Below are 25,009 nucleotides of genomic sequence, written 5' to 3'. Positions count from 1 at the left end.
GGGGAATCCGTTCCGGGGAAAGGAAAGCGCCCCGACCGTCGACCCGTGGGGGGATCGACGGCGGGGCGCTTTTCGTGTGCGCGGGCCTTTTCAGGCGCGAGGCGACTCGGGTCAGCGGGCCTCGACCGGGACGAAGTCGCGCAGGACCTCGCCGGTGTAGATCTGGCGCGGGCGGCCGATGCGGGAGCCGGGCTCCTTGATCATCTCGTGCCACTGGGCGATCCAGCCGGGGAGCCGGCCGAGCGCGAAGAGCACGGTGAACATCTCGGTCGGGAAGCCCATGGCCCGGTAGATGAGACCGGTGTAGAAGTCCACGTTCGGGTAGAGGTTGCGCGAGACGAAGTACTCGTCGGCCAGCGCGTGCTCTTCCAGCTTGAGCGCGATGTCGAGCAGCTCGTCGCTCTTGCCGAGCGCCGAGAGGACGTCGTGCGCCGCGGCCTTGATGATCTTCGCCCGGGGGTCGAAGCTCTTGTAGACGCGGTGTCCGAAGCCCATCAGGCGGACGCCGTCTTCCTTGTTCTTCACCTTGCGGATGAAGGCGTCGACGTCGCCGCCGTCGTTCTTGATGCCTTCCAGCATCTCCAGCACCGACTGGTTGGCGCCGCCGTGCAGGGGGCCCCACAGGGCCGAGATACCGGCGGAGATCGAGGCGAACATGTTCGCCTGCGAGGAGCCGACCAGACGCACGGTGGAGGTCGAGCAGTTCTGCTCGTGGTCCGCGTGCAGGATCAGCAGCTTGTCGAGCGCGGAGACCACGACCGGGTCCAGGTCGTACTCCTGGGCCGGCACGGAGAAGGTCATGCGCAGGAAGTTCTCGACGTAGCCGAGGTCGTTGCGCGGGTAGACCACCGGATGGCCGACGGACTTCTTGTACGCGTACGCCGCGATCGTCGGCAGCTTGGCCAGCAGCCGGATCGTCGAGAGGTGGCGCTGCTTCTCGTCGAACGGGTTGTGGCTGTCCTGGTAGAACGTCGACAGCGCGCTGACCACGGAGGAGAGCATCGCCATCGGGTGCGCGTCGCGCGGGAAGCCGTCGTAGAACCGCTTGACGTCCTCGTGCAGCAGCGTGTGCTGGGTGATCTCGTTGCGGAACGACGCGAGCTGGTCGACGGTCGGCAGCTCCCCGTTGATCAGCAGGTAGGCGACCTCGATGAAGGTCGAACGCTCGGCCAGCTGCTCGATCGGGTAGCCGCGGTAGCGCAGGATCCCCTGCTCGCCGTCGAGGTAGGTAATCGCGGACTTGTAGGCGGCGGTGTTGCCGTAGCCGCTGTCCAAGGTGACGAGCCCGGTCTGGGCCCGCAGCTTCGAGATGTCGAAGCCCTGGTCACCGACGGTGCTCTCGACCACCGGGTAGGTGTATTCACCGTCCGCGTACCGGAGTACTACAGAGTTGTCGCTCACGTCATCCCTCACCGACGTAGTGCCTCTTCTTCGAGGTGCCCTGACTGCCTCTACCTTCCCCCATTTGGCGCAGGAGAGTGCACTCGGGGTCGGCCTTTGGTGCTTCTGACGGCACTGAGTGCCTTCAATTTGAATATCCTGCCCCCTGCGCGCACTGCCGGGAACCCCAAATGATCGATCATTTAGGTGATGTTTCCCACCGGTATCCGGCCGGACAGCCTGGGGGCGACCGCCGTGTACCTCCTGCCTGCGGAAACGGTACGCACCGCCTGGCCGAGCGCCTTGCGTGACCCGACCAGGACGACCAGTTTCTTCGCCCTGGTCACCGCGGTGTAGAGCAGATTCCGCTGGAGCATCATCCAGGCCCCGGTGGTGACCGGGATCACGACGGCCGGGTACTCGCTCCCCTGCGAGCGGTGGATGGTGACGGCGTACGCGTGGGCCAGTTCGTCGAGCTCGGAGAACTCGTAGGGGACCTCCTCGTCCTCCTCCGTGCGCACCGTCAGGCGCTGTTCGTCCAGGTCGAGGCCGGTGACGACGCCGACCGTGCCGTTGAAGACGCCGTTGGCGCCCTTCTCGTAGTTGTTCCGGATCTGGGTCACCTTGTCACCCACCCGGAAGACCCGGCCGCCGAACCGCTTCTCGGGCAGGCCGGGGCGGGCGGGAGTGACCGCCTGCTGGAGCAGGCCGTTGAGGTTGCCGGCCCCGGCGGGGCCCCGGTGCATCGGGGCGAGCACCTGGATGTCGCGGCGCGGGTCGAGGCCGAATCTGGCTGGAATGCGCCGTGCGGCCACGTCCACGGTGAGCCGGCCGGCCTCCTCGGTGTCCTCTTCGGGAAAGAGGAAGAAGTCCGGCAGCCCGTCGGTGATGGGTGGCACACCGGTGTTGATCCGGTGGGCGTTGGTGACCACGCCCGACTGCTGGGCCTGGCGGAAGATCCGCGTCAGCCGGACGGCGGGTACCGGCCCGCCCTCGGCGAGCAGGTCCCGGAGCACCTCGCCCGCGCCCACGGAGGGCAACTGGTCCACGTCCCCGACCAGCAGCAGGTGCGCACCGGGCGCCACCGCCTTGACCAGTTTGTTCGCCAGCAGCAGATCGAGCATCGAGGCTTCGTCCACCACGACGAGATCGGCCTCCAAGGGCCGGTCTCGGTCGAAGGCCGCGTCCCCGCCCGGTTTGAGCTCCAGGAGCCGGTGCACGGTGGAGGCGTCGGCCCCGGTCAGCTCCGAGAGCCGCTTCGCGGCCCGGCCGGTGGGGGCGGCCAGCACCACCTTCGCCTTCTTGGCCCGGGCCAGTTCCACGATCGACCGCACTGTGAAGGACTTGCCGCAGCCGGGGCCGCCCGTGAGGACGGCGACCCGGCGGGTGAGGGCCAGCTGGACGGCGTCCCGCTGCTCCGGGGCGAGCGTGGCGCCGGTGCGGGTGGCCAGCCAGGCCAGGGCCTTGTCCCAGTCCACGTCCTGGAAGGCGGGCATCCGGTCCTCCTCGGCGGTCAGCAGCCGCCGGACCTGGCCGACCAGCGACAGCTCGGCCCGGTGGAAGGGGACCAGGTACACGGCGGTGAGCGGCGGGCCGCCCTGCGGATCCGGCACGGACTCCCGGACGACTCCCTCCGGGTCCGCGGCCAGTTCGGCCAGGCATTCGATGACCAGCCCGGTGTCGACCTGGAGCAGCTTGACCCCGTCGGCGATCAGCCGTTCCTCCGGGAGGAAGCAGTGGCCCTGGTCGGTGGACTGGGACAGGGCGTACTGGAGCCCGGCCTTGACCCGCTCCGGACTGTCGTGCGGGATGCCCACGGCCTGGGCGATGCGGTCGGCGGTGAGGAAGCCGATGCCCCAGACGTCGGCGGCGAGCCGGTAGGGCTGGTTGCGGACCACGGAGATGGAGGCGTCCCCGTACTTCTTGTAAATGCGGACCGCGATGGAGGTGGAGACGCCGACGCCCTGGAGGAAGACCATGACCTCCTTGATGGCCTTCTGCTCCTCCCAGGCTGCGCCGATCAGCTTGGTCCGTTTGGGGCCGAGACCCGGGACCTCGATCAACCGCTTCGGTTCGCCCTCGATCACGTCGAGGGTGTCGGTGCCGAAGTGGTCGACGATGCGCTCGGCGATCTTCGGACCGATGCCCTTGATGAGACCGGAGCCGAGGTAGCGCCGGATGCCCTGGATGGTGGCGGGCAGGATGGTGGAGTAGTTCTCCACGCTGAACTGCTTGCCGTACTGGGGGTGGGAGCCCCAGCGGCCCTCCATCCGCAGCGACTCGCCGGGCTGCGCGCCGAGCAGCGACCCGACGACGGTCAGCAGGTCTCCGGCGCCCCGGCCGGTGTCGACCCGGGCGACCGTGTAGCCGCTCTCCTCGTTGGCGTAGGTGATGCGTTCCAGCACCCCCTCGACCACCGCGAGTTGCACTGCCCCGTTGCTCGTCATGCCAAGAAAGTACCGGGCGCCGCCGACAGCGCGCCGCGCCTGTGGACGATCCGGGAGGGACCGGCGGCGAACCGAAAAGGGGCCCGGCCTTCCGGCCGGACCCCCTCACGGTTACCCCTCCCGTGCCGGACTTCCCGATCCCCCCAGATCCCCTCCCGGAAGTACCGACGCTCCATACGACCCGCCACCGCCGCCGGTGGTTGCACCCGGGCCCAGGTCTTTACTTCTCCATTACCCAAGGCGCCCGCCCGTACGACGACCGGCGCGTCCGGAGTGCCGTCGAACCGGGTCACACGTAGCGTTTCCGGCACGAGCGCATCCTCCTTCCGGGACGATGCGCTGAACGAGCTCGGCGACGACCGGCTGAACGAGATCGCCGGCCTGCTCGGTACGGACACCGACCGCGCGCGCGAAACGCTCACCACCACGGTCGGCGCCATGACGAAGGCCGCGCGGTGCGCCAGGCGTCCGCCGAGGCGGGCGGGGCGCAGGGGCCGGGAGCGACGGCAAGAGCCCCGCTCCAGGGCGTGGCCACCCTGGGCGTCGGCCTCGGCGGCCTGCTCGGACAGCTCCTGGGCGGCGGGAAGAAGTAGCGGGCCCGAGCGGCGGCGCCTCGCTGTCCTCGGGCCATGAGGCCCCCTGGAGACCCGCCGGCCGGACCGGTGCGGCCGCGCGGCCCGGAGCCCGGCGAGCCGGGCTGGATCGTGCAGCGGCACGGCGCGGTTGCGGCCGCTCCTGGTCGAGCCGCGGGCGCGCGGCCACGGCGTCGGCGCCGTGCTCGTCGGCGCCGTCGTCGCCTTCGCCCGCCCGGTGGGCTACCGCGAGCTGGTGCTGTGGACCAACGACGGACTGGAATCGGCCCGTTCCCTCTGCGAGCGGGCCGGCTTCACGCTGGTCGCGGAGCATCCGCACCGGTCCTACGGCGTCACCCTCACGGGGCAGGACTGGCGGCTGCCGCTGCGGCAGGAGCCGCCGGGCTGACGGCCGTCGTACGGGTCTTCGACCGCGCGGGGGCGAGTGACGTCAGGCCCACGCCGCCGACCAGCAGGGCGGCGGCCAGCCAGCGCGGGCCCGAGACGCCCTCGCCGAGCACCAGCGCGGCCGACGACATGCCGAACACCGGGACCAGCAGCGAGAACGGGGCCACCGCGGAGGCCGGGTAGCGGCGCAGCAGGTAGCCCCAGGCGCCGAAGCCGAACACCGTCGACACCCAGGCGACGTACCCGATGACGGCGACCCCGGACCAGTCCAGCGCGCGCAGCGCGGCCAGGTCCCGCCCGGGCCCCTCCAGCAGCAGCGACAGCGCGACCAGCGGCAGCACCGGCACGGTGCACACCCACACCATGAAGTTCAGCGCGTCGGGCGGCGCGGCCCTGCGGGTCAGCACGTTGGACACGCCCCAGCAGGCGGCGGCCGCCACGACGAGCGTGAAGCCGGTGACCGGCCCGGAGGCGCCCTCGTCCACGGCGGCGACCGCGATCCCGGCGAGCGCCACGCCCATGCCGAGCACCCGCAGCGGCCCGGGCCGCTCGCGCAGCACGACGGCGGCGAGGACGGCGGTGAAGACGGCCTGCACCTGGAGGACGAGCGAGGACAGCCCGGCGGGCATCCCGGCGGCCATGCCGGTGAACAGCAGGCCGAACTTGGCGATGCCGAGGGCCACTCCGACGCCCGCGATCCACTTCCAGGCCACCTTGGGGCGGCCGACGAAGAACACGGCGGGCAGCGCGGCGACGAGGAACCGCAGGGCGGACAGGAGCAGCGGCGGGAAGTGGCCGAGGCCGATCTGGATGACGACGAAGTTGAACCCCCATACGGCGGTGACCAGTACGGCGAGTGCGGTGTGTACGGGACGCATGCGTCGAGCATCGGCGGCCGGACCGTGTAGCACCAGCGCGGATCTCTTCCGGTATGGATGAAGCAACGCTTACGCGTCCAGGACGGTCGGCGCTACCATCGCGGCATGCTCGACCTGTCCCGGCTCCGCGCCCTGCACGCCGTCTCCGTCCACGGCTCCGTCGCGGGCGCGGCGGCCGCCCTCGGCTACACCCCCTCGGCCGTCTCGCAGCAGATCGCCAAACTGGAGCGCGAGACCCGCACCACGCTGCTGGAGCGGCGCGGGCGCGGGGTAGCCCTCACCGAGGAGGCCCGCCATCTCGCCGACACCGCACGGGAGTTGCTGGCGATCGTGGAGCGGGCCGAGACGACGCTGGAGGAGCGGCGCGGGCAGCCGAGCGGGCTGCTGACGGTGGCCGCCTTCGCCTCGGCGGCGCGCGGGCTGCTGCCCGGGGTGCTGGCCGAGCTGGCCGCGCGGCATCCGGCGCTGGACGTCCGTCTGACGGAGGTGGACCCGCACCTGTCCGTCGACCTCGTGGCGCGCGGGGTCACCGACCTGGCCGTGGCGCACGACTGGGACATCGCCCCGCTCCCGGCCCCCGAGGGCGTCGAGCAGGCGGTGATCGGGGAGGACCACTGCGACCTGGTGGTCCCGGCCGGGCATCCGTTCACCGCGCGCGCCGTGGTCCGCCGGGCGGACCTGGGCGGCGAGCGGTGGGTGTGCCAGCCCCCGGGGCGGGTCTGCCACGACTGGCTGGTGCGGACCCTGCGCACGGCGGGGTTCGAGCCCGACATCGCGCACGTCGCCGAGGAGAACCACACCATCGTCGCCCTGGTGGCGGCGGGGCTCGGGGTGGCGGTCGTACCGCGGCTGGGTACGGGCCCGCTGCCCGAGGGGGCGGTGGCCGTGCCGCTGGAACCGGGGCCGGTCCGGCGGCTGTACGCGCTGTGGCGCACCGGAGCGGCCCGCCGCCCGGCGATCACCGCGGCGGTCCGCGCCCTCCAGGCGCACTGGACGGGCCGGGCAGACGGCCGGACCACTGCTCCCGAGGGGCCACTTCCGGGGGACGGCGCGAGTGTCCGCGGCCGCGGGGACGCCGCCCGGCAGTAGGGTCCGGCGCGTGCCGAACCACGCCTCCCGCCGGTCCCTGCTCACCGCGGCCGCCCTGGCCGCCGTCACGGCCACCGGGGCGGCCTCCTCCGCCTCGGCCGTCCGCACCGGCCCTGACGGCGCCGGCGACGACCCGCGCCCCCCGGACTCCGGACCCGGAGGCGCGCCGGGGCGGTACCCGGACCGGGCGGAGCTGCGCCGGCTGCTGGACGGGATGAGCCTGGCCGAGAAGGTCGGGCAGCTGTTCGTGTCCCGGGCCTACGGGCATTCCGCGACCGCTCCCGACCCGGCGGACGCGGAGGTGAACCTGGCGCAGTTCGGGGTGCGCACCGCCGCCGAGCTCGTCGCCCGCTACCACCTGGGCGGGATCATCTACTTCGGGTGGGCCCACAACACCCGCGACCCGCAGCAGATCGCCGCCCTGTCGCAGGGGCTCCAGCAGGCGGCCGCCGGCTCCGGCTCCGGCGTCCCGCTGCTGCTGTCCACGGATCAGGAACACGGCGCGGTCGCCCGTATCGGCAAGCCCGCGACCCTGCTGCCGGGAGCGATGGCGCTCGGCGCCGCCCACCGCGCGACGGGTTCGACCGCCGAAGCCCGCCGGGCCGCGCGGATCGCGGGCGCCGAGCTGGCCGCGATGGGCATCCGGCAGGACTACGCGCCGGTCGCGGACGTGAACGTGAACCCGGCGAACCCGGTGATCGGCGTACGTTCCTTCGGCGCCGACCCGCAGGCGGTGGCGGCGCTGGCCGCCGCCCAGGTGCGCGGCTACCAGGGCGCGGGGGTGGCGGCCACCGCCAAGCACTTCCCCGGGCACGGGGACACGGAGACCGACAGCCATGTGGGGCTCCCGGTGATGCGGCACACCCGCGCCCAGTGGGAGCAGCTGGACGAGCCGCCGTTCCGGGCGGCCGTCGCGGCGGGCGTGGACGCGATCATGACGGCGCACATCGTTTTCCCCGCGCTCGATCCCTCGGGGGACCCGGCGACCCTCTCGCGGCCGATCGTGACCGGCATCCTGCGCGAACGCCTGGGCTTCGCCGGGGTGGTGGTCACCGACGCGCTGGACATGGCCGGGGTCCGCCAGAAGTACGGCAACGACCGGGTCCCGGTGCTCGCGCTCAAAGCCGGCTGCGACCAGCTGCTCAACCCGCCGGACCTGGCGCTGGCATACCGGAGCGTGCTGGCCGCCGTCGAGTCGGGCGAGCTGACGGTGGCCCGGATCGAGGAGTCGGTGCTGCGGATCCTGGAACTGAAGGCGCGCCGGGGCCTGTTCGCCGCGCCGTACACGGCGGCGCCGGACCTGGCGGACGTGGTCGGCCCGGCCGGCCACCTGGCGGCCGCCGACGAGATCGCGGCCGGGACCACGACCCTGCTGGCCAACCGGGCCGGGCTGCTGCCGCTGGACGCCGCGGCCGCGCCCCGGGTACTGGTGACGGGCGCCGCCCCGCCCTCCCCCAGCGGTACCACCGGTCCCCCTACGGAGGTACTGGCGCGGGAGCTGACGGCCCTGGGCTGCCGGGCCTCGGCGGTGGCTCCCGAGGGGGCGGTGGCGGCCGCGCCGGGTCACGCGGCGGTGCTGGTGTGCACCTACAACGTTCCGGAGGGCGACAGTCCGCAGCGGGCGCTGGTGGCGGACCTGCTGGCGACCGGGGTACCGGTGGTGGCCGTCGCGGTCCGCAACCCCTACGACGGCGCCCGGCTCCCGGAGTGTGCCGCGGAGGTGGCCACGTACTGCTGGACGGACGTGGAGATGCGGGCGGCGGCCCGGGTGCTCACCGGTGCGCGGCGCCCCGCGGGCCGGCTGCCGGTCGCGGTGCCCGGCCGCTACCCGCTGGGCCACGGGCTGGCGTACGACTGAGCGCGTACGCCGGCCCGCGGCCGCGCTGCCCCGGGGCTACGGGCGCAGCTGCGCCTCGCGCGGGAGGTCCTGCTGGTCGAGCTGCGGGTCGGGCTTGGCCAGCGGCGCCGCGCGGCCCGCGTCGGCGAGGGCGGCGGCCGGTGCCACTCCGGCCCACTGGAGGATCCGCGCGGTCGCGAGGGTCCGCTCGCCGTCCTGGAGCTTGGCGACGTTGGCCCCGTGGTTGGCGCCCGGCGCGATCATCACGTAGCTGTCCTTCACCCCGTAGCCGAGGTGGAACGGTTCGGCGCCCCACGGGTCGTTCTGCCCGTACACGAACAGCATCCGGTCCGCGTGGGTGCGCACCCAGGCGTCGACGTCGGCCATGGCCCCCGGCTGGAAGGCCATCGGGATGTCACGCGGCACGAAGTCCCTCGGCGGCTGGTAGCCGTAGCGGCTCAGCCCCTTGAGGTGCGGCTGCTTGATGTCGGGCGAACCGAGCTGCGTACCCGCCTGGTAGTAGTACGGCGTGTACGTCTCCAGCCCCTGGTCGGTGTAGGCCGAGAAGCCGGAGACGGTGTCGACGGTGTCCCAGATCTCCTGGTCGGAGGCGGTCGCCGCGGCGGGGATGCCGGCGCAGTCGGCGAGCAGGCTGTACTGCCAGAAGGCCCAGGTGTAGTCGAGCACCACCGCCTCGTACGCCTTGTCGAGGCTGCCGACGGTGGTGAATGTCCAGCCGTTCTCGGCGGCCGCGGCGGCGTACTTGGCCTCCAGCGGCTCGCGGCGGACGAGCGCCTCGCGCTGGACGGCGTTCAGCTTGTCGCGGCACTCCTTGGTGCCGACCTTGGCGAGGAACCGGTCGTAGGCCGAGTCCTCCTTGTTGTTGACGTCGTTCGGCGCGACGTAGGCGACGACGCCGTCCATGTCGCGCGGGTAGAACCGCTCGTAGTACGTCGCGGTCATGCCGCCCTTGCTGCCGCCCGTGGCGAGCCAGTTCTTGCTGTAGATCTTCTTCAGCGCGCTGAAGATGCGGTGCTGGTCGCTGGCGGCCTGCCAGATGTCCAGGTTCGCCCAGTTGGCCGGGTCGGGCCGGGAGGGCGTGAAGAATCGATACTCCAGGGACACCTGGTTGCCGTCGACGATGGTGGTCGGCTCACTGCGGCGCGGGCCGGTGTTGACGTTGTAGCCGGAGGTGTAGAAGACCGTGGGCCGGGAGGTGTCCTTGTGCAGCAGGGTCAGGCGCTGCTTGAAGGTCCCCTTCGAGGGCCGGCGGTGGTCGACCGGCTGCTCGTAGTCGAGCACGAAGAAGCGGTACCCGGGGTACGGCTTCTCCTCGATCAGGCTCATCCCCGGGATGCCGAGGATCTGGTCCTTGATGTCCGCGGCGGCGGCCGGCCCCGCGGCGGTGGCCGCTTGTGCCGTGGCGCCGGCCGCGCCCATGGTGCCGATGAGCACCACGAGCGACAGCAGCCATCCGAGCGTCTTGCGCATTCGCCCTCCCCTTGCGTTCACTTCGGTCGCCGTGAACCTAGCGGGGCCAACGCGCCTCTGAACAGACCAAGTTGGGCCGCGGGGAACTCGTCAGCACAGGATCCAGCCGGAATCGGCCGATCCGGCCGCTACGTTCCCCCTTACATACACGCACCGGCTGATCGCGCCGACGGTGACGGGGCCCGCGTAACGGGTGAACCGCCCCGCATCGGCGACCGGGACACCGCCACGCGGCTGAACGCTCACCGCCATCCGGCGGCGCTCGCCCGGCTGCGCCGCGACCGTCAGGGCGCACACCCGGGCGCGGCTCTTGTACACGCGCACTTCCCCCTCGCCGGCCGGGAGCGGCAGCACCTTGACCAGCCGGCCCGTGCAGAGGTCGTCCTCGGCCGCGGCCCGCGCCGGGGGCGCGGTGAGCAGCGCGCCGCCGGCGAGCGACAGCGCCGCCGCGAACACCCCCAGGGGCAGGGCGCGCCCCCGGCCGCGCCCCTCGCTCCCCCGCTTCCACGCCTGCGTCAACATCCCGGCCCCCCGATCAGTCGTACGTAACACGTACGCCCGTACGACGCCCCGGGTCCCCGGAAGGTTGCACCGGGCCCTCGGGCGGCGGTCTCAGGCGGCGGCCCGCTCGTCCTCTCCCGCGAAGGCCCGCCACAGTGCGGCGTACCGGCCGCCGCGCGCCAGGAGCTCGGCGTGCGTGCCGTCCTCCACGACCACGCCGCGGTCGAGGACCACCACCCGGTCGGCGCGGGCGGCGGTCGTCAGGCGGTGGGCCACGACGAGGGTGGTGCGCTTGCCCGCGAGCCGGTCGGTGGCGAGGTTGACCTGCGCCTCGGTGGCCAGGTCGAGCGCGGCCGTGGCCTCGTCCAGCAGCAGGACGTCCGGGTCCACGAGCTCGGCGCGGGCCAGCGCGATCAGCTGGCGCTGCCCGGCCGAGAGGTTGCGTCCGCGCTCGGCGACGGTGTGCAGGTAGCCGCCGTCGAGGGTGGCGATCATGTCGTGGGCGCCGACCGCGCGGGCGGCGCCCTCCACTTCGGCATCGCTCGCCGCGGGCCGCCCGTAGGCGATGGCGTCACGGACCGTCCCCGGGAAGAGGTAGGCCTCCTGGGGGACGACGCCCAGCCGGTGGCGGTACGCCGTCAGGTCCAGCTCCCGCAGGTCGGCGCCGTCGGCGGTGACCCGGCCGGAGGTGGGATCGTAGAACCGGGCCACCATCTTGACCAGCGTGGACTTTCCGGCGCCGGTCTCGCCGACGAAGGCGACGGTCTGCCCGGCCGGTATGTGCAGGCTGATCCCGGCCAGCGCCTCCCCCTTCTCGCCGCGCTCCTCGGCGGTGCCGTAGGCGAAGCGCACGTCCTCGAAGGCGACCTCGCCGCGCAGCTCCTCCACCGGGCGCGGGTCGGCGGGCCGGGGGGTGGTGGTCGGCTCGCGCAGCAGGTCCTGGATCCGGCCGAGCGAGACGGTGGCCTGCTGGTACCCGTCGAAGACCTGGGAGAGCTGCTGGACCGGCGCGAAGAACAGGTCGATGTAGAGCAGGTAGGCGACGAGCGCGCCCGTGGTGAGCGTCTGGGCTTCCACCCGGCCGGCGCCGACGATCAGCACGGCGGCGGCGGCGCCCGAGGACAGCAGCTGCACGAAGGGGAAGTAGACGGATATCAGCCACTGGCCGCGCACCCGGGCCGAGCGGTAGGAGTCGCTGCGTCCGGCGAAGCGGACGGCGCCGTCGCCCTCGCGGCGGAACGCCTGGACGATGCGCAGCCCGGCCACCGACTCCTGGAGGTCGGCGTTGACGCCGCTGACCCGGTCGCGGGCGAGTTCGTACGCGGCGACGGACTTGCGGCGGAAGACGACGGTGCCGATGACCAGGAGCGGCAGCGTGGCGAAGACGATCAGCGCCAGTTCCACGTCCAGGACGAGCAGGGCGATCAGGATGCCGAAGAAGGTGAAGACGGAGACGACGGCGGTGACCAGCCCGGTCTGCAGGAAGCTGGACAGCGCGTCCACGTCGGTGGTCATCCGGGTCATGATCTTGCCGGTCAGTTCGCGCTCGTAGTAGTCGAGCCCGAGGCGCTGGAGCTGGGCGAAGATCTTGACGCGCAGGGCGTACAGGACGCGCTCGCCGGTCCGCCCGGTCATCCGGGTCTCGGCGAACTGGGCGGCCCACTGGCCGATGACGACGGCCAGGGCCAGCCCCGCGGCCACCCAGACCGCCCCGAGCGCGGCCTGTTCGACGCCCTTGTCGATGCCGTGCCGGATCAGGATCGGCAGCAGCAGCCCGGAGCCCGCGTCGACGGCAACGAGACCGAGGCTGACGGCGAGCGGCGCCCAGAAGCCGTGGAGCAGCCGGCGCAGGCCGTAGCTCTCCTCGGCGGACGCGGCCCGGTCCTCGTCCACGTCGGGCAGGTCGTCGGCCGGCGGCAGGGCGGCGACCTGTGCGAGCAGCTCCGGCGTGGCGGGGCTGCCGGCGGCGGCGGGGGCGTCGCCCTTCGATGCGTCCTCGCGGCGCCAGAGCTCGGGGGTGATCCCGCCCGATACCCGGCGCTTGGAGTTGACCGGCTCGGAGTCGATCTCCGCCTCGATCTCGATGTCCCGTTCGAGGTCGCTCTCGAACTCGGCCATCGCGGCGGCCTCGGGGGTGCGCGGCGAGGCGGCGCCGAGGGCCTCGGGGTCGGTCAGCAGCCTGCGGTAGAGGGGGGAACGGCGCTCGAGCTCTTCGTGGGTGCCGATGTCGGAGAGACGGCCGTGGTCGAGTACGGCGATCCGGTCGGCCAGCGCGAGCGTGGAGCGGCGGTGCGCGATGAGCAGGGTGGTGCGGCCGGCCATGACGGCGCGCAGCGCCTCGTGGATCTCGTGCTCGACGCGGGCGTCGACGGCGGAGGTGGCGTCGTCCAGGAGCAGCAGCCGGGGGTCGGTGAGGAGGGCGCGGGCGAGCGCGATGCGCTGGCGCTGGCCGCCGGAGAGGGTCAGGCCCTGTTCGCCGACTTTGGTGTCGTACCCGGCGGGCAGGGCCTCGATGAACCCCTCGGCCTGGGCGGCGCGCGCGGCGGCCCGGATCTGCTCTTCGTCGGCCCCGGGGTGTCCGTAGGCGATGTTGGCACGGATGGTGTCGGAGAAGAGGAACGAATCTTCGGGCACCAGGCCGATCGCGCCGCGCAGCGAGGCGTAAGTCAGCTCGCGCACGTCGCGGCCGCCGACGCGGACGGCGCCCGCGTCGGCGTCGTAGAAGCGGGGCAGCAGCAGCGAGACGGTGGACTTGCCGCTGCCGGAGGAGCCGACGAGGGCGACGGTCTCGCCCTCCGCGATCCGCAGCGAGAACCCGTCGAGGACGGGCCGCTCGGCGTCGTAGCCGAAGCGGACGTCCTCGAACTCGACGGTGGCGGGCGCGTCGGCGGGGAGTTCCGTGGTGCCCTCCTCGATCACCGGCTCGGTGTCGATCAGCTCGAAGACGCGCTCCACGCCGGCCCGGGCCTGCTGGCCGACGGTGAGCACCATGGCGAGCATGCGGACGGGGCCGACGAGCTGGGCGAGGTAGGTGGAGAAGGCGACGAAGGTACCGAGGGTGACCTGACCCCGGGTGGCCATCCAGCCGCCGAGGGCCAGCATGGCGACCTGTCCGAGCGCGGGCACGGCCTGGAGGGCGGGGGTGTACTTCGAGTTGAGCCGGATGGCCCGCATCCGGCCGGCGAACAGGCGGCGGCCGGCCTCGCGGAGCTTGCCGGTCTCCTGCTCCTCCTGCCCGAAGCCCTTGACGACGCGGACGCCGGTCACGGCCCCGTCGACGACCCCGGCGACGGCGGCGGCCTGGCTCTGGGCGTACCAGGTGGCGGGGAACAGCTTCTTGCGGCTGCGCTTGGCGATGTACCAGAGGGCGGGGGCCATGAGCAGGGCGACGAGGGTCAGCACCGGGGACAGCGCCAGCATGATGCCGAGGGATATCCCGAAGAGCAGGAAGTTCCCGATGGTCATCGGGAGCATGAAGAGCAGGCCCTGGATCAGCTGGAGGTCGCTCGTGGCCCGGCCGACGACCTGGCCGGTGGACAGCTCGTCCTGGCGGCGGCCGTCGAGCCGGGTGATGGCCGCGTACATCTCGGTGCGCAGGTCGTGCTGGACGTCGAGCGCGAGGCGTCCGCCGTAGTACCTGCGTATGTAGGTGAGGACGTAGACGAGGAGGGCCGCGCCTATGAGCATGCCCGCCCAGGGGCCCATGGGCTTGCTCTTGTCGCCGATGACGTCGTCGATGATGGTCCGTGTCACGAGCGGCACGAGCGCCATGACGGCCATGCCGGCCAGCGAGGACCCGAGCGCGAGCAGCACGTTGGCCTTGTACCGCCAGGTGTAGCCGGCCAGCCGCTTGCCCCAGCCCCGTTTTCCGCCTGCTTCCGTCTCCGCCGCCGCCACGTCATGCCTCCCCGTCGATCCTGCCCTGCCGGAAGCCCCAACGCCGCGACCGGCGGATTTCATCCCGCGGAAACAATCGAACGGGTTTACGCGCCGGTGGGCGAGCCGCGCGGGCCGTCCGGGTCACGGCGCGTCGAACGCGTACTCCAGGACGTAGGCGGAGGCGTCGAGCACCATCTCGTTGACCTCGACCACCCGGCCGTCGGCGGCGAAGGCGGTACGGCGGACGAGTACGACGGGGGTGCCCGCTCCGAGGCCGAGCCGGGCGGCCTCGTCGGGGCCGGGCATCCGTGCGCGGACCTCCTCGCGGAACCGGGCGGGTGCGACGCCGAGCTCGGCGAGGCGGGCGTAGATCCCGCCGGGGCCGGTGTCGGGCTCGGTGACCGGGGTGCCGGCGACCAGGTCGGCGTCGAGGTAGGAGGTGGCCAGCATGACGGGCTTCCCGTCGACCAGGAACCTCCGCCGCCGCACGCAGGCCACGGCGCCGGCCGCCGGCCCGAGCACCCCGGCGACGGCCTCGGGCGGCGCCTCCTCGGTGACCCCGAGCAGCTCGACCTCGGTGTCACGGCCCTCGGTGTCGGCCGCCCAGATGGACCGGCCCGCACCCCAGACCCCGGTACCCAGCCGCTGGATACCGCGCCGCCGGACGCCGGCCGGCACCTCGCGTCCTTCGGCGGCCTCGTCACCCTGCACGCGATCCTCAGCCATTCGAGGGGTTCCCTCTCTGTCCCGGGTGCCATGCAGGCGAGCAGCTACGCGTTCCGGTGCATGACGAACCAACCGATATGGGTATTTAACCGGAGGTTCGGCCGTGCGCGACGCTGCCGCCGCTCGGCGAGACGGCCCGGGTGGCCGGCCCCGCCGCACGACCCGTCAGAGGTGGGTCGGGGCGAACATCTTGAGGGTGGTCGGGAGAACCAGGACCGAGGGGCCCGGGGAGGCGAGGGCCGTCGCCAGGTCCTCGCGGAGGGTGGCGGCCGAGGTGATCGCGGCCGGGACGCCGAAGGAGGCCGCCAGGGCGACGAAGTCCGGGCCGGTGAGGTCCGTACCCGTCGCACAGCCGTACTCGCGCAGGATGCCGTAGCCGCCGTCGTCCACGATCAGCCAGGTCACGTCCAGCTCGTGCTGCTTCGCCGTGGCCAGCTCCGCGACCGAGTACATGGCGCCGCCGTCGCCCGAGACGGCCAGCACCGGCGTGCCCGGTTCCGCGACGCACGCCCCGAGGGCCGCCGGGAAGGCGTAGCCGAGACCGCCCGCGCCCTGCGCCGAGTGCATGGTGTTGGGGTGCTTCGCGTCGAAGGCGGACCATGCCCAATAGGACAGGATCGTCATGTCCCAGAACGACGGCGAGCGCGGCGGCAGGGCCGACCTGACCGAGGCCAGCAGTTCCTGCTCCAGCGCCACGTCCTGGTCGGCCAGGCGGGCCGCGATCTCGTCCAGGACCATCCGGACGCGGGCCGGGGCGGAGGGGTCGTGCCGCTCCGCGACCGTCTCCAGCAGGGCCTGCAGCGCCGTCCGGGCGTCCGCGTGGATGCCGAGGCCGGGGTGGTTGGACTCCAGCTTCCCGAGGTCCGCCTCGATCTGGACGACCCGGCCCGTGGGGAAGAACGTGTGGTAGTTCGAGGAGAGTTCCCCGAGCCCCGAGCCCACCACCAGCAGGACGTCCGCGTCCTCCAGGAAGTGCGTCATGTGGCGGTCCTCCAGCCAGGACTGGAGGGACAGCGGGTGGGTCCAGGGGAAGGCGCCCTTCCCGCCGAAGGTGGTGACCACGGGCGCGTCCAGCCGCTCCGCGAGCTGCCTCAGCTTGCCCGCCGCGTCCGCGCGCACGACCCCGCCGCCCGCGATGATCACCGGGCGGGCGGCCTCGGACAGCCAGTGCGCCGCGAGGGCCGTCAGCTCCGGGCGCGGGACGAGCTCGTGCGGGGTCGCGTCCACTCCCGTGACCTGGGGGATCATCGTCTCCGCGCGCAGGACATCCTCGGGGATCTCGATCCAGACCGGCCCGTGCGGGGCGCTCAGCGCCGACTCCCAGGCCGCCGCGATGACGGACGGGATCTGGGACTGGGTCCGGGCGGTGTGGACCGACTTCACCACGTCCCGGAACGACGCCGACTGGTCCCGCAGCTCGTGCAGGTGCCCGCGCCGCCCACCGCCCAGTCCCGTGCTCGGCACCTGCGAGGAGATGGCCAGCACCGGGGCGGAGGCGGCCGCCGCCTCCGCCAGCGCCGGCAGGGCCATCAGCGCGCCCGGACCGGTGGACAGCAGCAGCGGGACGGCCTCGCCCGTGAGCCGGCCGTACGCGTCGGCCGCGAACCCGGCGTTGCTCTCCGTGCGCAGGGCGACCAGCCGCAGATCGGAGCGGCCCACCGCGTCGAACACGGCCAGCGCGTGCTGCCCGGGCAGCCCGAACACCGTGGTGGCGCCGAGCGAGCGCAGCGTTTCCACGACCAGGTCCCCGCCCGTCCGCCCGGGCGGCGGCGCCAGCGCGGCGGCCGTCTGGGCTTCGGTGGGACGGAGTACCAGGTCGTGGTCGTGCGTCACGTGCGCTTACTCGCCCTTCTCGGGTCCTACTTCGTCTTCGACGCCGCGATCTGCCGGCTCATGATCGTGGTCAGCTCGTACGCGGTGTGCGACGCCGCGACCGAGGTGATCTCGGCGTGATCGTACGCCGGGGCGACCTCGACCACGTCCGCGGAGACCAGGTTGCAGGAGGACAGACCACGGATGATCTCCAGCAGCTCGCGGGAGGTCATGCCGCCCGCCTCCGGCGTACCGGTGCCGGGCGCGTGCGCCGGGTCCAGCACGTCGATGTCGATGGAGATGTACAGCGGGCGGTCGCCGATGCGCTGGCGCAGCTGGTCCGCGACCTCGTCGGCGCCGCGCCGGTAGACGTCGGCCGAGGTGACGATGCCGAAGCCCATCTTGGCGTCGTCGTCCAGATCCTGCTTGCCGTAGAGCGGGCCGCGCGTGCCGACGTGCGAGAGCGCCTCGGTGTCGAGGATGCCCTCCTCCACGGCGCGCCGGAACGGGGTGCCGTGCGTGTACTCGGCGCCGAAGTAGGTGTCCCAGGTGTCCAGGTGGGCGTCGAAGTGCAGCAGCGCGACCGGGCCGTGCTTCTTGGCGACCGAGCGCAGCAGCGGCAGCGCGATGGTGTGGTCGCCGCCGAGGGTCATCAGGCGGGAGCCGGCGCCGAGCAGCTCGTCGGCGGCGGCCTCGACCGTCTCGACGGCCTCGTTGATGTTGAAGGGGTTCACGGCGATGTCGCCGGCGTCCGCGACCTGGGCGAGCGCGAACGGGGAGGCGTCCTGCGCCGGGTTGTACGGGCGCAGCAGGCGCGAGGCCTCGCGGATGGCGTTGCCGCCGAAGCGGGCGCCCGGCCGGTAGGAGACACCGGAGTCGAACGGGACGCCGACGACGGCCACGTCGGCCGAGCCGACCTCGTCCAGGCGCGGCAGCCGGGCGAAGGTCGCCGGGCCCGCGTAGCGCGGGATGCGGGAGGAGTCGACGGGTCCGCGCGGCTGCGTGCTCATGGGGTGCCTTCCGGAGGGGGGTGTGCGGTCCTTCGAGCGTAAGGGGACACCTCGGGGTCGCGAAGTGTACGTTTCCTCCACCAGGCAGCTCACATATGTACGGAGTATCCATGCCGGACCAGCCGCCGACTCCGGGCGTCGCGCTCTCCGCCCTGCTCGCCGACCGGGAGCTCGGCCTGCGGGGGCTGTACGCGGCCGGGGAGGTCGCCGTGCACGCCGTCCACGCCTCCGAGATGGCTGATCCCTCGCCGTACCTGCTGGGCGGGGAGCTGCTGCTCACTGCCGGGGCGCAGCTCGGGCCGGACGCCGACGGGTACGTGGCCCGGCTCGTCGCGGCGGGCGCGGCGGCGCTCGGCTTCGGGGTGGCGCCGGTGTACGAGGAGGTGCCGCCGGAGCTGGCGGCGGCCTGCGCGCGGCACGGGCTGCCGCTGCTGGAGGTCCCGCCCGGGACCCCGTTCACCGCCGTCGCCCGGACCGTGTGGCGGCTGATGGCGGAGGCCCGGACGCGCGAGTTGCGCCGGGTCACCGAGGCGCAGCAGGCGCTGGCGGCGGCGGCCGCGCGGCCGGATCCGGTTCCGGCGGTGCTGCGCCGGCTGGCGGCGAGCCTGGGCGGCCGGGTCGTCCTGCTGCCCGGGGGGCGGGAGGCGGGCCGGGAGCTGCCGCCCGGGGCCGGGGCGGCCCAGGAGGCGCTGCTCGCGCGGGTCGCCGCGCCGGGCGGGCCGGCCACCGCGACCGACTCCGCCGCGGGCTGGCAGCTGGCGGCGTACGCGCTGGGCGGCGGCCCGGGCCCGGGTCCCGGCCCGGTGCTGGGCGTCGCCGTTCCGGAGCGCACCGCCGGGGACCACGCCATCACGGCCATCGCCGCCGTGCTGCTGGGCCTGCTCACCACGCACCGCCCGGCCGCGGCGGAGGCCGCCGCGCTGACCCGGCTGCTGCTCGACGGGGACCCGGCCGCGGCGCTGGCGGCCGGCCCCTGGCAGGTGGTGCACGCCCGGGGCGGGGGTGATCCGCAGGCCCTCGCGGGCGCGCTGGGCACCGTACTGCTGGACGCGCGCGGCCCGGAGCTGCGGCTGCTCACCGACCGGGACCCGGCGCCGCAGCCCGGGTGGCGGCTCGGGGTGAGCGCCCCGGCCGCCCCCGGGGCGCTGGCGGCGGCCGACACCCAGGCCCGCCGGGCGCTGGAGCGCGCCGAGGCGGCCCGGGCCCCGCTGGTCCGGCACTCCGAGGGCGGTCTCCCCGGTCTTCTGGACCCGGCGCGGGCCCGCGCGCACGCCGAGGCCCTGCTCGCCCCGCTGGCCCCGGCCCAGGCGGCGACCCTGCGCGGCTGGCTGGCCCACCACGGCAGCTGGGACCGCAGCGCCGCCGCCCTAGGCGTCCACCGCAACACGGTCCGCCAGCGCATCGCCCGCTGCGCCGCCCTCCTCGGGCGCGACCTGGACGACCCGGACACCCGGATGGAACTGTGGTTCGCGCTACGCACCCTGGACAGCGGCGGCAACTCGCCGGTAACTTAATCTGAGCAAGCGCTTAGACGTATGCCATCGAATCGAGCCACCACGACGGCGCGCGACCACCTCCGCACGAGCGGGCGGCGGTTTAGCCGCAGAGGGGAGCCGGCCGTGCGCCGCACCGTTTTCAACGAGGACCACGAGGCGTTCCGCGAGACCATCCGCGCCTTCATCGAGGCCGAGGTCGTCCCCGTCTACGACGAGTGGTTCCAGGCCGGCCAGGCGCCGCGCGACTTCTACTACAAGCTCGGCGAGCTCGGCGTCTTCGGCATCAACGTGCCCGAGGAGTTCGGCGGCGCGGGCCTGGACACCCACAAGTTCGAGGCCGTCCTCTACGAGGAGACCTCGCGCGCGGGCGTCAACTTCGGCGGCTCCGGCGTGCACGTGCTGCTCGCCCTCCCGTACATCAAGATGCTGGCCGGCGACGAGCAGAAGAAGCGCTACCTGCCGAAGTTCGTCACCGGCGAGGAGATGTGGGCGCTGGCGATGACCGAGCCCGGCACCGGCTCCGACGTCGCGGGCATGAAGACCACCGCCAAGCTCTCCGAGGACGGCACGCACTACGTCCTCAACGGGGCCAAGACCTTCATCACCGGCGGTGTCCACGCCGACCGGGTGATCGTCTGCGCCCGCACCTCCGCCCCGCGCGAGGACGACCGCCGCTTCGGCATCTCCCTCTTCGCCGTGGACACCAAGTCCGAGGGCTACTCCATCGGCCGCAAGCTGGACAAGCTCGGTCTGCGCACCTCCGACACCGCCGAGCTCGCGTTTGTCGACGTCAAGGTGCCGGTCGAGGACCTGCTCGGCGAGGAGAACAAGGGCTTCTACTACCTGGGCGCGAACCTGCCCTCCGAGCGCTGGGGCATCGCGTTCGGCGCGTACGCCCAGGCCAAGGCCGCCATACGGTTCGCCCAGCAGTACGTGACGGAGCGCACCGTCTTCGGCAAGCCGGTCGCGCACTTCCAGAACACCAAGTTCGAGCTGGCCTCCTGCCAGGCCGAGGTGGACGCTGCCGAGGCCGTCGCCGACCGCGCGCTGGAGGCCCTGGACGCCGGTGAGCTGACGGCCGCCGAGGCCGCGTCCGCGAAGCTGTTCTGCACCGAGGTCGCGCACCGCGTGATCGACAAGTGCCTCCAGCTGCACGGCGGGTACGGCTACATGAACGAGTACCCGATCGCCCGCCTGTACGCCGACAACCGCGTGAACCGCATCTACGGCGGCACCAGCGAGGTCATGAAGTCCATCATCGCCAAGTCCATGGGCCTGTGAGGAGCGCAGTCCCACTCCCATGAACGAGGCACTGGTGACGCTCCTCGACCTGCTCGACCTGGAGCAGATCGAGGAGGACATCTTCCGCGGTACCAGCCGTCCGTCGCTGGTACCGCGGGTCTTCGGCGGGCAGGTCGCGGCCCAGGCGCTGGTCGCGGCCGGCCGCACCGTGCCCGCCGACCGGGCCGCGCACTCGCTGCACTCGTACTTCCTGCGCGCCGGCGATCCCGGCGCGCCCATCGTGTATTCGGTCGACCGGATCCGCGACGGGCGCTCCTTCACCACGCGCCGGGTCGTCGCCGTCCAGCACGGGCAGCCCGTCTTCCACCTCTCCGCGTCCTTCCAGACGTACGAGGAAGGGCTCGACCACCAGGCGGCGATGCCGGCCGCGCCCGACCCGGAGACCCTGCCGACGGCCGCCGACTCGCTCCCCCTGTACCGCGAGGTCTTCCGCGACCCGGGCACGGTGGAACGGCTGATCGACGCCCGCGGCGCGGTGGACCTGCGGTACGCGACGACTCCCCCGTGGGGATCGGTCGGGCAGCCGCGCGAGCCGCACTCGCAGGTGTGGTTCCGTACGGCCGAGAAGCTCGACTCCGACGACCCGCTGCTGCACACCTGCCTGGCCACGTACGTCTCCGACATGACGCTCCTCGACTCGGTGCTGCTCGCCCACGGCCGGGGCGGCTGGGCCGTCGGGGACGTGGTCGGCGCCTCCCTGGACCACGCCATGTGGTTCCACCGGCCCTTCCGCGCCGACGAGTGGCTGCTGTACGACCAGGAGTCGCCCACGGCGGCCGCGGGCCGGGGCCTCGGCCAGGCCCGCATCTGGACGCAGGACGGCCGGCTGGCCGTGACGGTCATCCAGGAGGGTGTCGTGCGCGTCCCGCACGGATAGCCGCGCCTACCGTCGCTGCATGGCCTCAGAAGCACCCGGACCACCCGGGCCCCCGGAAGCGACCGGAGCGGCGCAGTCGGAGAGCGTCGGGACGGTCGTCGTCGCGGTCGTCACCAATCTCGGCATCGCCGCCGCCAAGGCGGTCGGCGGGATCGTCAGCGGGTCGAGCGCGATGCTGTCGGAGGCGGGGCACTCGGTGGCCGACACCGTCACCGAGGTGATGCTGCTGGCGGCGCTGAAACGCAGCGCGCGGCCGGCGGACGAGGCGCATCCGCTGGGGTACGGGCCGGAGCGCTACATCTGGGCGCTGCTCGCCTCGGTCGCGACCTTCGTCGGCGGCGCGGTCTTCGCCGTGTACGACGGCATCCACACCCTGGTGCAGGGCGAGGACCCGGGCGACCCGGCGGTCTCGTACGTCATCCTCGCGGTGGCCTTCCTGCTGGAGGGCTACTCGCTGCTCGTGGCCTGGCGGCAGGTGCGGGGCGAGGCGGCGCGGCTGCGGACGCCGCTGGGCCGGTACGTGAAGCACACCCCGGACACGGCGGTGAAGGCCGTCCTGCTGGAGAACGTCGCCGCCCTGATCGGGCTGGTCCTGGCGGCCGGCGGGCTGCTGGGGGCGCAGCTGACGGGTTCGGGCGTGTACGACGGCGTCGCGTCGCTGCTGATCGGCCTGCTGCTGGTGTGGGTGGCGTGGGAGCTGGGCCGCTCCAACGCGCAGTACCTGATCGGGCGGCCGCTGCCGGCGGCGACGCGCGCGCAGGTACGGGAGGAACTGCTCTCGGTGCCGCACATCGAAGGGGTGGTGGAGCTGACCACACTGGTGCAGGGCCCCGACGAGGTGCTGATCGCGGCGAAGATCGACTTCCACGACCTGGCCTCGGCCCGACAGGTGGAGGCGGCCTGCGAGGACGCGGAGTCGCAGCTGCGCGAGCGCTGGCCGTCGATCCGCCGCGTGTACCTGGACCCGACGCCGTCTACCCCCGGGCCGCGGGACGGGACTTGAGTTTGGCCCAGATGCCTTCCAGAGCGGCGATGTCCGCGTCGTCGAGGAGGTCGTCGAAGACCTCGGCGAGGACCTCGCGGCGGGTGGCGTCGGCCTCCTCGAAGGCGCGGCGGCCCGCTTCGGTGAGGGCGATCCGGACCGAGCGGGCATCGGTCGGGGACGGTATCCGCTCGACCAGGCCGCGCGCCTGGAGGGAGTCGGCGACCCGCGAGACCTGGCTGCGGCTGAGCAGGGTCATCGCTCCCAGCTCGGACGCGGCGACCGGCTCCGGCTGCGCCCGGAGCCACAGCATGACCTCGAACCACGACAACGGCAGGTCGTGGCGGCGCGCGAGGGCCTGGTCCACGCGGGCGCTGAGCGTCGAGCCCGCCCAGACGAGACCGTAGAAGGCGTGGTCGCGGGGGGTGAGGTCGCCCAGGGTGAGGTTGTTCTGCGCCATGGGGAGCAGCCTACCGGCAGGAAGGTTGCGTGCACACGCACACAAAGATAATGTGTGTGCACACGCACCTATGCAGCGCCCCACGCCCCACGGAGATCCCCATGACCACCACCAAGACCGTCCTCATCACCGGCACCTCCTCCGGCATCGGCCTGGCCGCGGCCGTCGGCGCCGCCCGGGTCGGCTGGCACACCGTCGCGACGATGCGCGACCCGCGCCGGGCGGACGCGCTGCTGACGGCCGCCCGCGAGGCCGGTGTCGCCGACCTCGTCCAGGTCAAGCGGCTGGACGTGACCGACGCCGGGTCCGTGGCCGGGTGCGTGGCGGAGGTCGTCGCCGAACACGGCCGGCTGGACGCGGTCGTCAACAACGCGGGCGCCGGGTTCGCCGGCACCGTCGAGCAGCAGGGCATGGGCCCGGTCCGGGCCGCGATGGAGGTCAACTACTTCGGGGTCGTGGAACTCACCCTCGCGGCGCTGCCCCACCTGCGGGCGTCGGGCGGCCGGCTCATCACGGTGACCAGCGTCGGCGGAGTGGTCGGCCAGCCGTTCAACGAGGCCTACTGCGCGGCCAAGTTCGCCGTGGAGGGGTTCATGGAGTCGCTCGCGCCGGTCGCGGCGAGCGTCGGCGTCCGGGTGGCCGTGGTCGAACCGGGCGCCGTGACCAGCGAGTTCGTGACCAACCAGCAGCTCGACGTGCCCGCGATGGTGGAGGCGGCCGGTCCGTACGGCGGCGCGCTCCGGGCGTACGTCGAGCGCACGATGAAGTCGTACGGGGCCGATACCTCGCAGACCTCGGCGGAGGCGGCCGAACCCGTGGTCGCCCTGCTGGACGCGGCGCAGGTGCCGTTCCGGGTCCAGACCTCCGACTGGGCCCGGGACTTCGTCGCCCCGAAGCTGGCCGACCTCGACGGCTCGGCCGTGCAGGCCGTCACGGGCGGCTGGCTCCGCTGACGGGGCGGCCGGCTCCACTGGCGGCCGCCGGAACCCGGCCCGGACCCGCCGCCGGGGCCGTTACCGCAGGCCCGCCGCCGCGAGCAGGTAGGCCACCATCGGGTCGTAGTAGCGCGGGTCACGGACGTGGTCGTCCAGCGGGACGGCCACCTGGAGGGTGCCCTCCGCCTCGCCGAGGAACAGCGCGGGGTCGTTGCAGTCCGCGTAGCCCACGGCGTCGATCCCCCGCTGCGCCGCGCAGCCCGCCCAGCCGTGGTCGGCCACGACCAGGTCGGGCTGCGGGCGGCCGGCCGCCGCCAGGCCGTCCAGGATCGCCGCCATCGGCGCCGGGGAGTGGGTGTGCCACAGCGTGGCCCCGCGCTCCAGTACGGCCACGTCCGCGAACTGCCACACCGAGCCCTCGTCGGCCGTCAGGCCCGGCGGGACCACCACGATCTCGCAGCCCGCCCCGCGCAGCGCGGCCGCCGTCGCCCGGTGCACGTCCAGGAGGCCGCCCGGGTGGCCGGTGGCCAGCAGCACGCGCTGGCGGTCCAGCGCCGCCTTGCGCAGCCGGGCCGCCATCCGGTCCAGGGCGGCGACCGTCAGTTCCGGGTCGATGGTGTCCTGCCCGTACCGGTGCTCCGCGTCGTCCACGACGCCGCACCGCTCGGCCATCACGGCCAGGACGTCCTGCTCGTCCGTCCAGCGGTCGCCGAGTTCCAGGCCCAGCCAGTAGTGCCGGTCGCCGTTGGCGAGCTTGCGGTAGTGGGAGAGGTTGTTCTCGCGGGCCGTGGCCACGTCGCCCGCTATCCGGGTACGGACCAGGTGGTCGACGAGTTCGGCGCGGCTGGGAGTTCCCTCGGGCTGGGCAGGCGTCTCTATCGGCTTAGGCATACGGGTCATTCTGCCGCCGCCCGGGCGGAGCCGTCT

19 protein-coding genes and 1 pseudogene are annotated in these 25,009 nt (G+C 73.2%); 9 read left to right on the top strand and 11 right to left on the bottom strand.

Annotated features, from left to right (window positions below; translation table 11 throughout):
- Positions 1-111: 111 nt before the first annotated feature.
- Positions 112-1,401, bottom strand: a complete 1,290-nt coding sequence (locus ACWGH1_RS06085) for a citrate synthase (protein ID WP_030229520.1) — start codon at positions 1,399-1,401, stop codon at positions 112-114.
- Between the two features lie 182 nt (positions 1,402-1,583).
- Positions 1,584-3,827, bottom strand: a complete 2,244-nt coding sequence (gene recD2, locus ACWGH1_RS06080) for an SF1B family DNA helicase RecD2 (protein ID WP_453352233.1) — start codon at positions 3,825-3,827, stop codon at positions 1,584-1,586.
- Between the two features lie 455 nt (positions 3,828-4,282).
- Between recD2 and ACWGH1_RS06075 the strand changes: the two genes are divergently transcribed.
- Both ACWGH1_RS06075 and ACWGH1_RS06070 read left to right on the top strand, forming a co-directional pair.
- Positions 4,283-4,420: a hypothetical protein gene (locus tag ACWGH1_RS06075; RefSeq protein ID WP_453352234.1), complete on the top strand. Its 138-nt coding sequence runs from the start codon at positions 4,283-4,285 to the stop codon at positions 4,418-4,420.
- 121 nt (positions 4,421-4,541) lie between these two features.
- Positions 4,542-4,808, top strand: a pseudogene (locus tag ACWGH1_RS06070) (GNAT family N-acetyltransferase); the annotation flags it as partial.
- Here the strand turns inward: ACWGH1_RS06070 and ACWGH1_RS06065 are convergent.
- Entirely contained in the window at positions 4,759-5,685 is a 927-nt protein-coding gene (locus ACWGH1_RS06065) for an EamA family transporter (RefSeq protein ID WP_453352235.1), read from the bottom strand. The pseudogene ACWGH1_RS06070 and the gene ACWGH1_RS06065 sit on opposite strands and share 50 nt — an antisense overlap.
- Before the next feature lie 105 nt (positions 5,686-5,790).
- On the opposite strand from ACWGH1_RS06065, the gene ACWGH1_RS06060 reads away from it, so the two are divergent.
- Positions 5,791-6,774 carry a LysR substrate-binding domain-containing protein gene (locus tag ACWGH1_RS06060; RefSeq protein ID WP_453352236.1) on the top strand — a complete coding sequence of 328 codons (984 nt, stop codon included), beginning with the start codon at positions 5,791-5,793 and terminating at the stop codon, positions 6,772-6,774.
- 10 nt (positions 6,775-6,784) lie between these two features.
- A complete protein-coding gene (locus ACWGH1_RS06055) occupies positions 6,785-8,632 on the top strand; it encodes a glycoside hydrolase family 3 protein (RefSeq protein WP_453352237.1) in 1,848 nt (615 codons plus the stop codon).
- 36 nt (positions 8,633-8,668) lie between these two features.
- On the opposite strand, the gene ACWGH1_RS06050 is transcribed toward ACWGH1_RS06055, so the two are convergent.
- The 6 genes from ACWGH1_RS06050 to speB all read right to left on the bottom strand — a co-directional run bounded on the left by ACWGH1_RS06050 (position 8,669) and on the right by speB (position 18,030).
- A complete protein-coding gene (locus ACWGH1_RS06050) occupies positions 8,669-10,102 on the bottom strand; it encodes a S28 family serine protease (protein WP_453352238.1) in 1,434 nt (477 codons plus the stop codon).
- 90 nt (positions 10,103-10,192) lie between these two features.
- Positions 10,193-10,624, bottom strand: a complete 432-nt coding sequence (locus ACWGH1_RS06045; RefSeq protein WP_453352239.1) for a hypothetical protein — start codon at positions 10,622-10,624, stop codon at positions 10,193-10,195.
- Positions 10,625-10,714: 90 nt separating this feature from the next.
- Positions 10,715-14,500 carry an ABC transporter ATP-binding protein gene (locus ACWGH1_RS06040; protein WP_453352240.1) on the bottom strand — a complete coding sequence of 1,262 codons (3,786 nt, stop codon included), beginning with the start codon at positions 14,498-14,500 and terminating at the stop codon, positions 10,715-10,717.
- Positions 14,501-14,623: 123 nt separating this feature from the next.
- On the bottom strand, positions 14,624-15,208 hold the full coding sequence (locus ACWGH1_RS06035) for a GntR family transcriptional regulator (RefSeq protein WP_453352241.1): 585 nt from the start codon (positions 15,206-15,208) through the stop codon (positions 14,624-14,626).
- Positions 15,209-15,373: 165 nt separating this feature from the next.
- Positions 15,374-17,041 (bottom strand): thiamine pyrophosphate-binding protein, encoded by a 1,668-nt coding sequence (locus ACWGH1_RS06030; RefSeq protein ID WP_453352242.1) that lies wholly within the window; start codon positions 17,039-17,041, stop codon positions 15,374-15,376.
- Between the two features lie 26 nt (positions 17,042-17,067).
- Positions 17,068-18,030, bottom strand: coding sequence for an agmatinase (speB, locus tag ACWGH1_RS06025; protein WP_136216469.1), 963 nt, complete (start codon positions 18,028-18,030; stop codon positions 17,068-17,070).
- Positions 18,031-18,140: 110 nt separating this feature from the next.
- On the opposite strand from speB, the gene ACWGH1_RS06020 reads away from it, so the two are divergent.
- From ACWGH1_RS06020 to ACWGH1_RS06005, 4 genes are all read left to right on the top strand, one after another.
- Entirely contained in the window at positions 18,141-19,544 is a 1,404-nt protein-coding gene (locus ACWGH1_RS06020) for a helix-turn-helix domain-containing protein (protein WP_453408466.1), read from the top strand.
- Positions 19,545-19,649: 105 nt separating this feature from the next.
- Positions 19,650-20,807, top strand: a complete 1,158-nt coding sequence (locus ACWGH1_RS06015) for an acyl-CoA dehydrogenase family protein (RefSeq protein ID WP_453357459.1) — start codon at positions 19,650-19,652, stop codon at positions 20,805-20,807.
- A gap of 19 nt (positions 20,808-20,826) precedes the next feature.
- Positions 20,827-21,705: an acyl-CoA thioesterase gene (locus tag ACWGH1_RS06010; RefSeq protein WP_453408465.1), complete on the top strand. Its 879-nt coding sequence runs from the start codon at positions 20,827-20,829 to the stop codon at positions 21,703-21,705.
- Positions 21,706-21,724: 19 nt separating this feature from the next.
- Positions 21,725-22,708, top strand: a complete 984-nt coding sequence (locus ACWGH1_RS06005; protein ID WP_453408464.1) for a cation diffusion facilitator family transporter — start codon at positions 21,725-21,727, stop codon at positions 22,706-22,708.
- Here the strand turns inward: ACWGH1_RS06005 and ACWGH1_RS06000 are convergent.
- Complete coding sequence (locus tag ACWGH1_RS06000; RefSeq protein ID WP_453355659.1) at positions 22,680-23,147, bottom strand: MarR family winged helix-turn-helix transcriptional regulator; 468 nt, start codon at positions 23,145-23,147, stop codon at positions 22,680-22,682. The genes ACWGH1_RS06005 and ACWGH1_RS06000 overlap by 29 nt on opposite strands.
- A 101-nt stretch (positions 23,148-23,248) precedes the next feature.
- Between ACWGH1_RS06000 and ACWGH1_RS05995 the strand changes: the two genes are divergently transcribed.
- The gene (locus ACWGH1_RS05995; RefSeq protein ID WP_453355658.1) at positions 23,249-24,100 is read left to right on the top strand and encodes an SDR family NAD(P)-dependent oxidoreductase; all 852 of its coding nucleotides are present in this window, start codon (positions 23,249-23,251) and stop codon (positions 24,098-24,100) included.
- Between the two features lie 60 nt (positions 24,101-24,160).
- Here the strand turns inward: ACWGH1_RS05995 and ACWGH1_RS05990 are convergent, their stop codons facing one another.
- Positions 24,161-24,982: a phosphatase gene (locus ACWGH1_RS05990; protein ID WP_453355657.1), complete on the bottom strand. Its 822-nt coding sequence runs from the start codon at positions 24,980-24,982 to the stop codon at positions 24,161-24,163.
- Between the last annotated feature and the right edge of the window lie 27 nt (positions 24,983-25,009).

It is taken from the genome of Streptomyces sp. NPDC054883, from assembly GCF_053610645.1.
The sequence above is the reverse complement of the archived record's forward strand: the minus strand, read 5'-3'. Positions and strand labels throughout refer to the sequence as shown.

Bases quoted from the DNA above. Each gene is read 5' to 3' on its own strand.
- ACWGH1_RS06000 (WP_453355659.1), bottom strand. From the start codon at position 23,147: ATGGCGCAGAACAACCTCACCCTGGGCGACCTCACCCCCCGCGACCAC.
- ACWGH1_RS06050 (WP_453352238.1), bottom strand. From the start codon at position 10,102: ATGCGCAAGACGCTCGGATGGCTGCTGTCGCTCGTGGTGCTCATCGGC.
- ACWGH1_RS06020 (WP_453408466.1), top strand. From the start codon at position 18,141: ATGCCGGACCAGCCGCCGACTCCGGGCGTCGCGCTCTCCGCCCTGCTC.
- speB (WP_136216469.1), bottom strand. From the start codon at position 18,030: ATGAGCACGCAGCCGCGCGGACCCGTCGACTCCTCCCGCATCCCGCGC.
- ACWGH1_RS06010 (WP_453408465.1), top strand. From the start codon at position 20,827: ATGAACGAGGCACTGGTGACGCTCCTCGACCTGCTCGACCTGGAGCAG.
- ACWGH1_RS05990 (WP_453355657.1), bottom strand. From the start codon at position 24,982: ATGACCCGTATGCCTAAGCCGATAGAGACGCCTGCCCAGCCCGAGGGA.
- recD2 (WP_453352233.1), bottom strand. From the start codon at position 3,827: ATGACGAGCAACGGGGCAGTGCAACTCGCGGTGGTCGAGGGGGTGCTG.
- ACWGH1_RS06045 (WP_453352239.1), bottom strand. From the start codon at position 10,624: ATGTTGACGCAGGCGTGGAAGCGGGGGAGCGAGGGGCGCGGCCGGGGG.
- ACWGH1_RS06035 (WP_453352241.1), bottom strand. From the start codon at position 15,208: ATGGCTGAGGATCGCGTGCAGGGTGACGAGGCCGCCGAAGGACGCGAG.
- ACWGH1_RS06065 (WP_453352235.1), bottom strand. From the start codon at position 5,685: ATGCGTCCCGTACACACCGCACTCGCCGTACTGGTCACCGCCGTATGG.
- ACWGH1_RS05995 (WP_453355658.1), top strand. From the start codon at position 23,249: ATGACCACCACCAAGACCGTCCTCATCACCGGCACCTCCTCCGGCATC.
- ACWGH1_RS06060 (WP_453352236.1), top strand. From the start codon at position 5,791: ATGCTCGACCTGTCCCGGCTCCGCGCCCTGCACGCCGTCTCCGTCCAC.
- ACWGH1_RS06005 (WP_453408464.1), top strand. From the start codon at position 21,725: ATGGCCTCAGAAGCACCCGGACCACCCGGGCCCCCGGAAGCGACCGGA.